Origin of the sequence: Streptomyces sp. PH10-H1, assembly GCF_030063355.1 — a bacterium.
Lineage (GTDB): Bacteria > Actinomycetota > Actinomycetes > Streptomycetales > Streptomycetaceae > Actinacidiphila.
This window is the reverse complement of the sequence record NZ_JASISZ010000007.1, coordinates 141,874-153,762: the sequence shown is the minus strand read 5'-3', so window position 1 is coordinate 153,762 and position 11,889 is coordinate 141,874. Positions and strand designations below refer to the sequence as shown.

11 protein-coding genes and 1 pseudogene are annotated in these 11,889 nt (G+C 71.7%); 8 read left to right on the top strand and 4 right to left on the bottom strand.

Annotated features, from left to right (window positions below; genetic code table 11):
* The first annotated feature begins 26 nt into the window (after positions 1-26).
* Positions 27-989, top strand: a complete 963-nt coding sequence (rsmI, locus tag QMK24_RS07475) for a 16S rRNA (cytidine(1402)-2'-O)-methyltransferase (RefSeq protein WP_283464423.1) — start codon at positions 27-29, stop codon at positions 987-989.
* A 59-nt stretch (positions 990-1,048) separates the two neighbouring features.
* On the opposite strand, the pseudogene QMK24_RS07470 reads toward rsmI, so the two are convergent.
* Together QMK24_RS07470 and QMK24_RS07465 are read right to left on the bottom strand one after the other, a co-directional pair.
* A pseudogene (locus QMK24_RS07470) lies at positions 1,049-1,138 on the bottom strand (3-alpha-hydroxysteroid dehydrogenase); the annotation flags it as partial.
* The gene (locus QMK24_RS07465; RefSeq protein WP_283464422.1) at positions 1,120-1,944 is read right to left on the bottom strand and encodes a TetR/AcrR family transcriptional regulator; all 825 of its coding nucleotides are present in this window, start codon (positions 1,942-1,944) and stop codon (positions 1,120-1,122) included. The pseudogene QMK24_RS07470 and the gene QMK24_RS07465, both read right to left, overlap by 19 nt.
* A gap of 215 nt (positions 1,945-2,159) precedes the next feature.
* On the opposite strand from QMK24_RS07465, the gene QMK24_RS07460 reads away from it, so the two are divergent.
* The 6 genes from QMK24_RS07460 (at position 2,160) to QMK24_RS07435 (ending at position 8,051) form a co-directional block, all read left to right on the top strand.
* Complete coding sequence (locus QMK24_RS07460) at positions 2,160-2,510, top strand: hypothetical protein (protein ID WP_283464421.1); 351 nt, start codon at positions 2,160-2,162, stop codon at positions 2,508-2,510.
* Positions 2,511-2,717: 207 nt separating this feature from the next.
* Positions 2,718-3,596 carry a TatD family hydrolase gene (locus tag QMK24_RS07455; RefSeq protein WP_283464420.1) on the top strand — a complete coding sequence of 293 codons (879 nt, stop codon included), beginning with the start codon at positions 2,718-2,720 and terminating at the stop codon, positions 3,594-3,596.
* A gap of 141 nt (positions 3,597-3,737) precedes the next feature.
* A complete protein-coding gene (locus QMK24_RS07450; protein WP_502962528.1) occupies positions 3,738-5,225 on the top strand; it encodes a resuscitation-promoting factor in 1,488 nt (495 codons plus the stop codon).
* A gap of 140 nt (positions 5,226-5,365) precedes the next feature.
* The gene (gene rsmA / locus QMK24_RS07445; protein WP_283464419.1) at positions 5,366-6,262 is read left to right on the top strand and encodes a 16S rRNA (adenine(1518)-N(6)/adenine(1519)-N(6))-dimethyltransferase RsmA; all 897 of its coding nucleotides are present in this window, start codon (positions 5,366-5,368) and stop codon (positions 6,260-6,262) included.
* On the top strand, positions 6,259-7,200 hold the full coding sequence (locus QMK24_RS07440; protein WP_283464418.1) for a 4-(cytidine 5'-diphospho)-2-C-methyl-D-erythritol kinase: 942 nt from the start codon (positions 6,259-6,261) through the stop codon (positions 7,198-7,200). Before rsmA ends, QMK24_RS07440 begins: the two co-directional genes overlap by 4 nt.
* A 77-nt stretch (positions 7,201-7,277) precedes the next feature.
* A complete protein-coding gene (locus QMK24_RS07435; RefSeq protein ID WP_283464417.1) occupies positions 7,278-8,051 on the top strand; it encodes a DUF4328 domain-containing protein in 774 nt (257 codons plus the stop codon).
* A 559-nt stretch (positions 8,052-8,610) separates the two neighbouring features.
* Here QMK24_RS07435 and QMK24_RS07425 read toward each other — a convergent pair.
* On the bottom strand, positions 8,611-9,237 hold the full coding sequence (locus tag QMK24_RS07425) for a hypothetical protein (protein ID WP_283464415.1): 627 nt from the start codon (positions 9,235-9,237) through the stop codon (positions 8,611-8,613).
* A 217-nt stretch (positions 9,238-9,454) separates the two neighbouring features.
* Complete coding sequence (locus QMK24_RS07420; RefSeq protein ID WP_283464414.1) at positions 9,455-9,808, bottom strand: hypothetical protein; 354 nt, start codon at positions 9,806-9,808, stop codon at positions 9,455-9,457.
* 144 nt (positions 9,809-9,952) lie between these two features.
* Between QMK24_RS07420 and QMK24_RS07415 the strand changes: the two genes are divergently transcribed.
* Entirely contained in the window at positions 9,953-11,758 is a 1,806-nt protein-coding gene (locus QMK24_RS07415; RefSeq protein WP_283464413.1) for an ABC-F family ATP-binding cassette domain-containing protein, read from the top strand.
* Positions 11,759-11,889: the final 131 nt, after the last annotated feature.

Genomic DNA, 11,889 nt, shown 5'->3' with positions numbered 1-11,889 from the left:
GGGCGGGCGGGTGGGAAGCTAGCCCCGTGACTAGCTCAGCGGCAGGCGTACTGGTACTGGCGGGAACCCCGATCGGCGACATTCAGGACGCGCCACCGCGCCTCGCCGCCGAACTGACGGCGGCGGAAGTGATCGCCGCGGAGGACACGCGGCGGCTGCGCCGCCTCACGCAGGGCCTCGGCGTGCACACGACCGGCAGGGTCGTGTCGTACTTCGAGGGCAACGAGAGCGCGCGCACCCCGGAGCTGGTCGAGGCGCTGGAGAACGGCGCCCGCGTCCTGCTCGTGACGGACGCGGGCATGCCGTCCGTCTCCGATCCCGGCTACCGCTTGGTGGCGGCGGCCGTGGAGAAGGGCATCAGGGTCACGGCGGTGCCGGGCCCGTCGGCGGTGCTGACGGCGCTGGCGCTGTCCGGCCTGCCCGTCGACCGGTTCTGTTTCGAGGGGTTCCTGCCGCGCAAGGCAGGGGAGCGGCTGGCTCGGTTGCGCGAGGTGGCCGACGACCGTCGCACGCTGGTGTATTTCGAGGCGCCGCACCGGATCGACGACACGCTCGCCGCGATGGCGGAGGCGTTCGGCGCCGATCGCCGCGCGGCGGTCTGCCGCGAGCTGACGAAGACGTACGAGGAGATCAAGCGCGGCCCGCTGAAGGAGCTGGCGGCCTGGGCCGCCGAGGGCGTACGCGGCGAGATCACCGTCGTCGTGGAGGGCGCTCCGGAACGGGGACCCTCGGATCTCGGCCCGGCTGAACTGGTGCGCCGGGTGGCGGTGCGCGAGGAGGCGGGCGAGCGCCGCAAGGAGGCGATCGTGGCGGTGGCGGCGGAACTCGGCCTGCCGAAGCGGGATGTCTTCGACGCGGTGGTGGCGGCGAAGAACGCGGCCAAGGCCGGGGGAACGGGATCGGGCGCGGGAACGGACTCGGGATCGGGCACGGGAACGGACTCGGGATCGGGATCGGGCACGGGAACCGGCACGACAGCGGGAGCCTGAGCAGTACCGGGCCCCCGCACGTTCCGCCGCCGATACCGCAACGGGTCACCGGCTACGAACTACTCGCCCATGACGTACTTGACCGTCGGCCCGGCCGTCCAGCCGCCGTCCACGGCGAGCTCGGCGCCCGTCACGTAGGACGCGGAGTCCGCCTGGCGGGCGGTCTCGGCGCCCAGGCCGTGATGATGACGGTCTTGCCGGTCAGATCGTTCATGTTCAGTCTCCCCTTGGAGTCGGGGTCGGAGTCGGCGAGGCGGGGGGGTGCGCCCGGCGCCGGGGCGCGCAGCATGGCGGTGGTCGTGCCGACGAGGTCGGCGAGGAACAGCTCCTCGTCGGTGAGCGGCTGAGTGCCGTCGAGGTACTGGCGGGCCCGGTCGCCCAGGGCCGCGCCGATCAGGGTGAGCGTGAGGTCGAGGCGTTCCAGCCGTACGGGTTCCGGCAGCCGGTCGAGGCGGTCCTCGACGAGACGGATGAGCCGCCAGGAGCCGGTGCCGGCCAGTGTCGGATGCGGGGTGCGGGTGCGGACGCCGCTCTCACGGCTGAGCTGTGCGGAGATCAACAGGCAGCGCCGTCCGCTGTCGGTGGCGAGTTCGGTCGCCTCGGCGGCGATGAGGGCCGCGAGCAACTCACGCAGTTGAGGCTTACGCGGTTCAGGCTCGCGCAGTTGAAACTCACGCGGCTCAGGCTCGGGTCGCGACACCCCCGCCGGGCCGGCGAGCAGCGCGGCGAGCCGCGGCGCGAGCGCCGCCTCCGTCCGCTCCTGGCGCCCGGCCATGACGGCGTCGAGCAGACCCTGGCGCGATCCGAAGTGGTACTGCACGGCGGAGGGGTTGGACTGTCCCGCGAGACGGGTGATGTCGCGGGTCAGGGCGCCGTCGACGCCTTTGGCCGCGAAGAGTTCCTCGGCGGCGCGGAGCAGTTTGCGGCGGGTCTCGGGTCCTGATGTTCTCGCCATGGAGGTATTCTAATGCAGGGCATTATTAAGTGCGGTGACGTGTGCCACGTGCCTAAACTCGGACGAGGGTAAAGCAATGTCGTGCACTCCCCACATACAGCCCAAATCTGCCCCAAGAGTCGGATACCCCTGCTGCGGTATCGGCCGGAAAGGCGTTCGCTGGTAGTGGGAAGACCCGCTCCGGACGCCCCGTCCGGAGGGCAACAGGAGCTGCCATGAGCGAGACCATCGGAACCGACAGCACGGTCGGCGAGGCGTATGCGTTCGCCTGCCTCCGCTGCGGTCACGGCTGGGAGCAGTCGTACGACATCGAGCATCACGTCGACGCGAAGGGCCACCCCTACGTCACGTACACCACCGACGGCGAGAAGGTGCCGTCGCCGCTGACCCGCCCGACCTGCCTGAACTGCGGTGGACACCTCGTGCGGATCATGCGATCGGGCCAGGTCTCCGATGTGGCGTCCCTGTGGGACACCCCCGCCGGCGAACGCGGTGTGCACCGCACCCACCACTGGTCCGTTCTGCACCTCCTGCACCGCAAGCACGGAGAGGCGGGCACCGCCTGACCCGCCGCCCTCCTGACCCGCCGCCCTCCTGACCCTCCGCCCTCCTGACCCGCCGCCCTCTGGACCCTCCGGACCTGTCCGCAGGCCCGTCCGTACCACCTAAGGCCCGTTCGCAGGCCTCCGCAGGCACTCCGTAGGCTCCTGTGGCCTCCGTGGGCTCCGTGGGCTCCGTGGCCTCTGCGCTGCGGGCCTCTCTAGGATCGGGGCATGTCCCCGAAGAACGAGAAGATCGCGGCCCCGCCGGCGCCCGAGCCGCTGCGGGTCCCGGTCGCCGACTCGCACACCCACCTCGACATGCAGGAAAGGACGGTCGAGGAAGCTCTGGCCAAGGCCGCCGCTGTCGGGGTCACCACGCTCATCCAGGTCGGCTGCGACCTGAAGGGTTCGCAATGGGCGGCCGAGACCGCCGCCCTTCACGCGAACGTGTGGGCCACCGTCGCCCTGCACCCCAACGAAGCGCCCCGGATCGTCCACGGCGACCCGGACGGCTGGTCCCGCCAGGGCGCCCGCACCCCGGGCGGCGACACAGCCCTCGACGACGCCCTCGACCGGATCGCCGCGCTCGCCGCGCTTCCCCAGGTGCGTGGCGTCGGCGAGACCGGCCTGGACTACTTCCGCACCGGCCCCGAAGGCGTCGAGGCCCAGCAGTACTCGTTCCGCCGTCATATCGCGATCGCCAAGGAGCACGGCAAGGCGCTCGTGATCCACGATCGCGAGGCGCACGCCGACGTCCTGCGCATCCTCGACGAGGAGGGCGCGCCCGGCACCGTCCTCTTCCACTGCTATTCGGGCGACGCCGCCATGGCCCGGGTCTGCGCCGACAAGGGCTACTACATGTCCTTCGCCGGCAACGTCACCTACAAGTCCGCCCAGGAGCTGCGCGACGCGGTCGCCGTCGCGCCGCTGGAACTGCTGCTGCTCGAGACGGACGCGCCCTTCCTCACCCCGGTCCCGTACCGCGGTCGGCCTAACGCGCCCTATCTCATTCCGGTCACTTTGCGGGCGATGGCCGCGGTGAAGCAGCTCCCCGAGGACGACCTGGCGAGGGCCGTCGGAGCCAATACGGCACGGGTCTTCGGCTACTGACGCCCTTCCCCGACCGCCTCCCGTTCCGTCTCCCGACCCACTTCGGACGCGACACAGTGTGTTCGTATGGTTTTGGAGAGTGACGCAGGCTCCGCTATGGTCCCGGTCCGGATCGGGGACCGTCGGACCTGTGGAGTCGTCGTGAGCAATGCGCAGGGCACCTACCGAGCGGCACGCGGCGGAGCCGGCGCCGGGGCGGGCGCCACAGCCGCAGCCGGGGCCGGGCGCTTCGACGCCGAACCGCAGGGAGGCATGGGCACCCGGCTGCCGCATCAGTCCGAGTGGGGCGCCGCGCGGAGCCCGGCGTGGGCCGACGAGGCGGCGACCGCCCTTCTGCCCCCGGTCACGGACCTGGACCCGGCTCCCCTTCACCCTGCGGCGCCGGTGGGGGCCAGGACCGCCGCCCGCCAGGCCACCAGAAACGGCAAACGGTCCGCGTCGCGGTCGTCGGTCGCGACGTCGGCTTCAGAGTCAGGCCCGGGATTGGGATCGGGATCCGGATCGGTGCCGGGCGACGCCCCGGCCCCCGCCCCCCGCCCCGACACGTTGCGTAAGCTGCTGCCGCAGGCCCTCGTCGTCGCGTTCCTGGCCGGCGGAACCGTCGCCTTCCTCGCCGGTGACAAGGACGTCCGCCTCACCGTCGACGGCGAACCGCGCACCCTCCACACCTTCGCCGGTGACGTCGAGGAGGTGCTGGAGCAGCAGGGCGTTCCGGTGGGCGAGCACGACCTCGTCGCGCCCGGGCGGCAGGCCGAACTGCACGACGGTGACGAGATCGTGGTCCGCTACGGCCGCCCCGTCTCCCTCACCCTCGACGGTCATCGCCGCCAGTTGTGGACCACGGCCGGCACCGTCGACGAGGCGCTGCGCGAGCTCGGTGTCCGCGCCGAGGGCGCGCACCTGTCCGCCTCCCGGAGCTCGTCCATCGGCCGGCACGGCCTCGACCTCGACGTACGCACCGAGCGGACCGTCACCTTCCTCGCCGACGGCCGCGAGCGGACGGTACGCACCAACGCCGCCACCGTCCGCGAGGCCGTCGCCCAGTCCGGCATCACCCTGCAGAACCAGGACACCACCTCCGTCGACCCCGACAGCTTCCCGCGCGAGGGGCAGACCATCTCCGTGCTGCGCATCTCCGGCACCGAGGAGGTGCGCGAGGAACCGGTGCCGTTCCGCACGGAGAAGCACAAGGACGCCACCCTGTTCCAGGGCACCGAGGCCGTCGACATCCCGGGCAGGGCGGGCGTCCGCCGCGTCACGTACGCCTTCCGCACGGTCAACGGCGTGAAGCAGCGGCCCAAGGTGACCGACTCCGACATCGTCAAGGAGCCCGTCACCCAGGTCGTCAGGACCGGCACCAAGGCGCTCCCGACCACGGTCGCCGGAACCGAGGGCCTGAACTGGCAGGGCCTCGCCCACTGCGAGGCCGGCGGCCGCCCCAACGCCGTCGACCCCTCCGGCACCTACGGCGGCCTCTACCAGTTCGACACCCAGACCTGGCACAGCCTCGGCGGCGCCGGCCGCCCCCAGGACGCCCCCGCCGGCGAGCAGACCTTCCGCGCCAAAAGGCTCTACATCCAACGAGGCGCCAGCCCCTGGCCGGTCTGCGGCCGCAAACTGGGCGGCTGACGCAGTCGTCGGTGCGTCGGCGGCCGCGAAGTGCACCCGCGCCCGGGAACGCCCCCCGCCCACGGGACCGGGCCCACCCGCCTCGACCGCCCGGTCAGGGCCCGGCTTGAGGCGGGCGGTAGGGCCCGTACGCTGAGTACGTGAGCACCACTGAGCCCGACGCCGCCCTCCTCGGTCCCGCCGACATCCGCGAACTGGCCGCCGCGCTGGGCGTACGCCCCACCAAGCAGCGGGGCCAGAACTTCGTCATCGACGCGAACACGGTGCGGCGCATCGTGCGCACGGCCGGTGTGCGGCCGGACGACACGGTCGTGGAGGTGGGCCCGGGACTCGGGTCGCTGACGCTGGCGCTGCTGGAGGCGGCGGACCGGGTCACGGCGATCGAGATCGACGATGTGCTGGCCGGCGCGCTCACCCCCACCATCGTGGCCCGGATGCCCGCTCGCGCCGACCGCTTCGCGCTCGTGCACAACGACGCGATGCAGGTCGCCGAGCTTCCGGGACCGCCGCCGACGGCGATGGTCGCGAACCTGCCGTACAACGTGGCCGTCCCCGTGCTGCTGCACATGCTCGCGACGTTCCCGACGATCGAACGCACCCTCGTCATGGTGCAGGCCGAGGTCGCGGACCGGCTGGCCGCCAAGCCCGGCAACAAGGTCTACGGCGTGCCCTCGGTGAAGGCGAACTGGTACGCGGACGTCAAGCGCGCCGGGTCCATCGGCCGCAACGTCTTCTGGCCCGCGCCCAACGTCGATTCCGGCCTCGTATCGCTGGTGCGCCACGAGCCGCTGAAGACGACGGCAACCCGCCGTGAGGTCTTCGCGGTCGTCGACGCGGCCTTCGCCCAGCGCCGTAAGACCCTGCGGGCCGCGCTCGCGGGCTGGGCGGGCTCCGCTCCGGCCGCCGAAGCCGCGCTCGTCGCGGCCGGCATCTCGCCGCAGGCACGCGGTGAGGCCCTCACCGTCGAGGAGTTCGCGGCCATCGCCGAGCACAAGCCGGCCGGGCACAAGCCGGCCGTGGCGGAGGACGCGAAGTGAGTGCTCCGGTCACTGTCGGGTCGGTCACCGTCCGGGTCCCGGCCAAGGTCAACGCGCAGCTCGCGGTGGGTGGCCTGCGGCCCGACGGTTTTCACGACCTGGCGAACGTGTTCCTCGCCGTGGGCCTGTACGACGACGTCACGGTGACGTCCGCCGACAGTCTGCGGATCACGGCGTCAGGACCGGACGCCGCCCAGATCCCGCTGGACGAGACGAACCTGGCGGCCCGCGCCGCCATCGCGCTCGCCGCGCGGCACGGCATCGAGCCTGCCGTCCACATCCACATCGCCAAGGACATCCCCGTCGCGGGCGGCATGGCGGGCGGCAGCGCGGACGGCGCGGGCGCGCTGCTCGCCTGCGACGCGCTGTGGGGTCTGAACACCCCGCAGGCCGAACTGCTCGACATCTGCGCGGAGTTGGGCAGCGACGTGCCGTTCAGCCTGATCGGCGGCGCCGCGCTGGGGCGTGGCCGGGGCGAGATCCTCACCCCGCTCGACGTCCGGGGGCCCTTCCACTGGGTCTTCGCCGTCGCGGACGGCGGTCTGTCCACCCCGGCCGTCTACCGCGAATGCGACCGGCTGCGCGAAGCGTCCGGTACGGGCGCCACCACGGCCGACATCCCCGGCCCCGAACCGGCCCCCGCCCTCCTCGCAGCCCTCGCCTCCGGCGACCCGGCCGCGCTCGCCGCCACCCTGAGCAACGACCTGCAGCCCGCCGCGCTCTCCCTGCGGCCTGCCCTCACCGACACCCTCCGCGCCGGCACCGAAGCCGGCGCCCTCGCCGCCCTGGTCTCGGGCTCGGGCCCCACCTGCGCCTTCCTCGCCGGAACCGCCGGGGAGGCAGAGAGGATCGCCGAAGCCCTGACCACATCCGGCACTTGCCGCACAGCCCGAGTCACCTCGTCCCCCGCCACCGGAGCCATGATCGTCAACGGGTAGCCGGTGGTTCCCGGCTCTGCGAATCCGGCGTCGAAACTCATTGTGGCGAGATCATCACCGCTCATAGTCTGCGGTTCATGTCCATGCCACTCGCAGAACGTGCGCCCAAGTACGCCACCAACCTTCGACTCAGACCCGCCCGAGCCGGCGGTCTGGGTATGGTCGCCACGGTGCTCCTCGGTATCACCGGCGTGCTCGACGTGCTGGTGGCCGTCTCCGACGCCCAATACCGTTCGGATCTCAGCGAGATGAGCGCGGCGGCCGGCACCAGCCCGATCCGCGCCCACGCGTACCTCAGCCACATCGACACCGGCTTTCACCGGACCACCCAGTTCCTGTACGCCCTCGCCATCACGTTGACCACCGTTGCCTTTCTGCTGTGGTTCCGCCGCGTCCGAGCCAACGCCGAGGTCATGGCCCCCGGTCTGCACCGCCGCTCTCCCGGCTGGGCGATCGGCGGCTGGTTCGCCCCCGTCGGCAATCTCTGGATCCCGAAACAGACCATCGACGACATCGTCGAATCCACCGACCCCGCCTCCGGGCCCCGGCGCCTCGTGAACGCCTGGTGGGCCGCATGGATCGTTGTCATCGCTCTCACCACCGTGTCCAGCTTCTACAAGGAATGGGCAGCCGACGAGGCCAGCTTCACCCGCTACGCGGATACCGGTGACGTGTACGGCAAGCTCAGGGACGGAACCCTGGACGTCCAGGGCTGGGCCCAGGCCCTGCAGACCAGCGCCATCCTCGACATCGTCACCGACCTGGCCACCGCCGGCGCCGCCGTCTTCGCCATCCTCACCATCCGGGAACTCTCCCGCATCCAGGACACCCGCCTCGGCCTCAACCGCTGAGCGACGCCCTGGCGGCCTCCGGACTGCCGCAGCGCCCGGATCGCTTCCGGCCCCCGCCGACGGAGCGGCGCTCCTGCCCGCCGGACGTGCTGCGGGGTTGAGGAGTTCAGCGGTCGTGGGGCTGGGGTTCAGGCGGTGGGATGTGCGGGGAGCGCAGCGAGCCGTGATCCCTTGGCAGGAGCGCAGCGACGCACCCCCTGCCCTCCGCCCGACGCAGAAGCGCACTCCGCACTGTCTGAACGCCAGCCCCCACCGGTCCGCTCCGTTCCGTCCGGCCGGTCTTATGCCGCCAGTTCGAACCACAGCAGCTTTCCGCACATTCCGAACAGCTCTTCCCCGAGCGCGTATCCGCCCCAACTGTCTGCGCACTCCCGCACGAGGAGCTGCTCCGCGCGTTCCTTCGGGCGGTGAAGGCCGGCGAGCAGGCCGCGTAGGCCACCGTCGGGGCGCCGCGTGGGGTCACGCGTACATGAACCCCACGCGGCGGCGGCCCGGTTCTCCGGCGACCGGGTCGCCCGGCCGCCCGCGTCCCGCGAAGCGCCCCGCGCCGCGCCCCGGTCTACGGGGCCTTGCGCTCCACCAGGACCACCTCGAACTCCTCGATGCTGCGCAGGGTGACCTTCGCCTTGGCGAGGCTCTCCCCGCGGACCGCCGAATTGGGCCCGCGGGAGGCGGCCAGAGCGGCTTTGTCCTTGAACAGCAGGCTCACGGTGGCTCGCCCCGCGGCGCGGTCGATGAAGAGCGCCGACCCGGCGAACCCGGGGAGGGCCTCCAGCTTGGGCAGGCCCACGTCCCGGTACGTCTGCACGAACGCGTCGCCGTTCGACGGGTCGAACTCCAGGCGGCCGAGCCGCATGCCCGCGCCGGCGGAGACCTGCGGTGTCTGGGTGTACACCGCCGCCTCCCAGTTGTCGAAGGTCACGGTGTCGGCGAAGGGCGCCAGCAGGGCCGCGCGGCGCTCGCGCAGCCGCTTGTCGCTGTTGGCGCGGTCCTGCTCGCTCTCCCACCACGAGCCCATGATGATCTTGCCGATCTCGCGGTCGGCGAACAGCCCGTAACCGCGGTATCCAGAGTTCTCGGCGAGCAGGCCAGGGGCTTCGCTGCGGAGCGCTTCGAGCGCGGCTCCGATCTTGGCCGGGTCGCCGGTCGCGTAGGTGGTGCGGACATACATGGGTGCTTGCTGCATGGGTGCTTCCTGTCGTCAGACGGAACCAACCGGTGCCGCCGGGGATGTGACGTGCAGCTCCATCCGATACCGCGCCGCGGTGGGCGGCAACGCGGGCGGTCCGTTCGGCGGACGTCCGCCTGCGGCGGCTCCTGGGCCGGCCCGGGCAGGGGCTCTCGGTTCGCGCCCGCCGGCACTATGCGTTGCCCCGTCTCGGACACCCACCCACCCCCTTCGTCTACGCGGAGTACGGATTGACGATGGTGTGGTGGCGCTGGGCGGTGGCCAGCACGTTGTGGGGGAAGCGGGGTCCGGCCACGTAGTGACGCCCTTTGGTCTGCCCCACCGCGGTCACCAGCTGGGCCTTGGTCAGGGCCTGCAGGTCCCGCGTTGCCTGCTGCGTGTTGATCGCCTCGGCCTTCTCATGGCGCGAGCGCCGGACGCGGCCCACCATCGCGACCTCGTGCAATGCAGTTACCTGCCGCTCCGTGATCCCATACGCACCTGCGGCCTCCATGAGCTGCGTCCAACACTCATTGGACCGGTCGACGCGGCCCTGCACCCGTTGGGCCTGCTGGTGATAGGCCGCCATGCCCCCCGCCTCCGCCCGGGCCAGGAGCGCCGTGCCGCCGCCTGCGGTGGCCCCGCCAGCCCCCGGAGGGGCTGGCGGCGCGGGGTGGTGGGCGGTGGCGACTACCCTGGGAGATCGATCGTTCCGCGCGAGCATGGAGTAAAAGTGGCCGTCAACCTCGTCAACGTCGAGGCCGTAGGAAAGGTCTACGGCACCCGGGCGCTGCTCGACGGTGTTTCCCTCGGTGTCTCGGAGGGCGACCGCATCGGGGTCGTCGGCCGTAACGGCGACGGGAAGACGACCCTGATCCGGATGCTCGCGCAGCTGGAGGAGCCGGACAGCGGGCGGGTCACGCACGTGGGCGGGCTGCGGCTCGGGGTGCTGACGCAGCACGACAGCCTGGACCCGGCGGCCACCGTCCGGCATGAGGTGGTCGGGGACAAGGCGGACCACGAGTGGCTCGGGGACGCCAAGATCCGGGATGTGCTGACGGGGTTGTTCGGCGGGCTGGACCTGCCGGGGTTCCCGCAGGGGCTGGACACGGTGATCGGGCCGCTGTCGGGTGGTGAGCGGCGCAGGATCGCGCTGGCGAAGCTGCTGATCGACGAGCAGGACCTGGTCGTGCTCGACGAGCCCACCAACCATCTCGACGTCGAGGGCATCGCCTGGCTGGCCGGGCACCTCCAGGTCCGGCGCTCCGCGCTGGTCTGCGTCACTCACGACCGGTGGTTCCTGGACCAGGTCTGCACCCGGATGTGGGACGTGCAGAGCGGTGCGGTGCACGAGTACGAGGGCGGCTACAGCGACTACGTCTTCGCGCGGGCCGAGCGCGACCGGATCGCGGCGACCGAAGAGGGCAAGCGGCAGAACCTGATGCGCAAGGAGCTGGCGTGGCTGCGCCGCGGCGCCCCGGCGCGTACCAGCAAGCCGCGCTACCGCATCGAGGCCGCGAACGAGCTGATCGCGGATGTGCCACCGCCGCGCGACAGTGCCGAGCTGATGAAGTTCGCGAACTCGCGGCTCGGGAAGACCGTCTTCGAGCTGGACGACGTGACGATCCAGGGCGGCGAGAAGGTGCTGCTCAAGCATCTGACGTGGCACCTCGGCCCGGGCGACCGGATCGGCCTGGTGGGCGTGAACGGCGCGGGCAAGACCTCACTGCTGCGGGCGCTGGCGGAGGCCGCTTACTCCCACGGGGACGAGCAGCCGCCCGCCGGGAAGATCGTCGTGGGCAAGACGGTCAAGCTCGCGTACCTGTCGCAGGAGGTCGCGGACGTGGACCCGACGTGGCGGGTGCTGCAGGCCGTGGAGAGCGTGAAGCAGCGCGTGGACCTCGGCAAGGGCAAGGAGATGACCGCGTCCCAGCTGTGCGAGCAGTTCGGCTTCTCGAAGGAGAAGCAGTGGACGCCGGTCGGTGACCTGTCGGGTGGCGAGCGGAGGCGGCTGCAGATCCTGCGGCTGCTGATGGACGAGCCGAATGTGCTGTTCCTCGACGAGCCGACGAACGACCTCGACATCGAGACCCTGACGCAGCTGGAGGACGTCCTCGACGGATGGCCCGGCTCGATGGTGGTCATCAGCCACGACCGTTTCTTCCTGGAGCGCACGACGGACAACGTCTGGGCGCTGCTCGGCGATTCGACGCTGCGCATGTTGCCGCGCGGGGTCGACGAGTACCTGGAGCGCCGCCGCCGGATCGCCGCCGAGTCGGCGCCCGCGCCGGTCGCGGCGAAGGGCAAGGTGGCGGGGGCCGCCGGGTCCCGGGACGAGCGGGCGGCGAAGAAGGAGCTGCAGAAGGTCGAGCGCCGGCTCGACCGCATCGGCCAGGAAGAGGCCAAGGTGCACACGCAGATCGCGGACGACTCAACGGATTTCGAGCGCGTCGCGAAGCTGGACGCCCAGCTGCGCGCGCTGCGCGATGAGCGCGACGAGCTGGAGATGCGCTGGCTCGAGCTGGCGGACGACGAGTAGTTGCCGGCGGACGACGAGTAGTTGCCGGCGGAAGACGAGTAGATACCGATTTGGCCGGGGCGTGCGCGCCCCGGCTTGTAGCGGGCGCGTAACGGTCATGGGCTGGCGCGTGGGGTGGCAGGGGCGCAGTG